This is a genomic window from Pedobacter folensis (assembly GCF_056490665.1).
The window spans coordinates 1-2,025 of sequence record NZ_JBWJIF010000011.1; the positions used below are offsets into that span (position 1 = coordinate 1).

At 38.7% G+C, this 2,025-nt stretch carries 1 protein-coding gene; it reads left to right on the plus strand.

Features of this window, described 5'->3' with window-relative positions:
* Positions 1-364 precede the first annotated feature (364 nt).
* On the plus strand, positions 365-1,231 hold the full coding sequence (locus AC04QZ_RS24975) for a DUF808 domain-containing protein (RefSeq protein ID WP_478359929.1): 867 nt from the start codon (positions 365-367) through the stop codon (positions 1,229-1,231).
* Positions 1,232-2,025: the final 794 nt, after the last annotated feature.

Below are 2,025 nucleotides of genomic sequence, written 5' to 3' on the forward strand. Positions count from 1 at the left end.
GAAATCCCTTTTGGTTAAAGCTATATTGTTGATAATACAACTATCCAAAAGGATTGCAGCGCACAGCAGGACAGGACCCAGCCTACATGGTGCAGAAATTGCGCTCCAAATCATTAAAGATTTAATCAGATCGAGTTCGCTTAACAACCCAGTTAAACGCTGGTTTTAAAAAAGTTATTTTTCCATTACCTATAAATAGGTATTAACTCTTCAGTATGAAGTACTTCGGTATTGTTTGTATTGATAGATTTAGCAAATAGACCCCATCTATAGAATACTGTTTTAGCCTTACCCCTTAAAGATTTAAATATGATTGTCCGAATCTGGAAAGGATTTGATATTTTGCGGCATAATTTATTTAGATATGGCTTCAGGTTTTTTTGCGATTTTGGATGATATAGGTGCTTTAATGGACGATGTAGCGGTGACAGCTAAGGTAGCGGCCAAGAAAACTGCAGGAATCCTGGGAGATGATTTAGCGGTTAATGCAGAAAAATCTACTGGTTTTCTTTCTTCAAGAGAGTTACCTGTACTTTGGGCAATCACCAAGGGGTCATTTGTGAATAAACTTATTATTGTTCCCATTGCATTATTGCTCAATTTCTTTTTTCCGGTAGCAATTAAAGTGGTCTTGGTATTAGGTGGCTTGTACCTTGCCTATGAAGGGGTAGAAAAAATTGTTGAATATTTTATTCATCGATCAATGCCCTCGCACGTAGAAGCAAAAGAAGTTATCCAGGAGGGTGAGGTAGCAGAAAAAGCAAAGATCAAATCAGCTATTATTACCGATTTTATTTTATCAATAGAAATTGTAATTATTGCTTTGGGAAGTGTGCTCGAAGAAAAGCTGCTTATACAAATTTTGACGGTGTCAGCTGTAGCCTTGTTGGCTACCGTTGGTGTTTATGGTATCGTGGCCATTATTGTAAGGATGGATGATGTTGGATATCGTTTAATGAAGGCCTCGGGCGAAAAAGGTATATTCTCATCAATAGGAAATCTATTGGTTCGTTCCTTACCGGTTATAATAAAAATATTAAGTGTTGTAGGTACGGTCGCATTGATCCTGGTTTCAGGTGGAATTTTTGCGCACAATGTTAGTTTTCTACATCATGTTCTTCATACTTGGCCTTCAATTCTTAGAGAATTTGCTTTTGGATTAGCAGCAGGTCTAGTCGCTGTGCTTGTTTTAACTGCGGGTAAAAAACTTTTGGCTATTGTCAGAGCATAAAGGAATTGGTCGTTATTCCATTTTACAGATATTAATTGGCTAATTGTTTTTTTAGTAAAGCAGGTTTAGTGCTACTATATAGGTATGTTCCCGCTATCCGCTTTATCCCGACTTTACGTCGGGATGCCCGCTGCTATCGGGTTTAGATGGCACTGACTTCCGAAGTTTGAAAGGACTGGCTGCAGGGAAAACTTCGGAATTGTTTGGTGGCGGCGCGCCAATAAACACTTGTTTCCTTAAAAAGTTTTGCCCTTCACAACATTTTTTCCTGTTGAAAACCATGGAGTTACCTCAATCCTTCGGTTAATCGGCAGAAAAGCTTTGCAGAAGCATTAATTTTTTCTACTTTTGCATCCCGCTTCGGAGGAAGGGTTTTGGTTGAAAGGATGGCATTAGAGTGAGTGGGTCGATGTTTATTTTAAAATAAATATTGTAGGAGAAGAAAAGATTGCTACCTTTGCAGCCCGGTTCGGAAGGACGGAAAGCTGGTTAACACCGGCATATTGAAATAAGGGGAGAGAAAAAAAAGAGGGCTGAAAAAATAAAATTTATTTTATTTGGAAGTTTAAAAAAGTTCCTTACCTTTGCACTCCCAACCGAAAGGAAGGGTAAAAAGCTGAGCAGCGGATGTTGCAGAAAGCAAACAAAAAAAGATTGAAACGGATTGAAACACAGGTTGGACGAATAAGACCAGCCGGAACTGAAACCGAAGATATATAAATGATCGGCCGCGAGGTTTACAGATCAACAAGTTCTTAAAAGAGATGTCAATGTAGCGTAGCGAGGTAATGGAG

Coding starts and splice junctions, on each gene's coding strand:
- AC04QZ_RS24975 (WP_478359929.1), top strand. CDS start 365: ATGGCTTCAGGTTTTTTTGCGATTTTGGATGATATAGGTGCTTTAATG.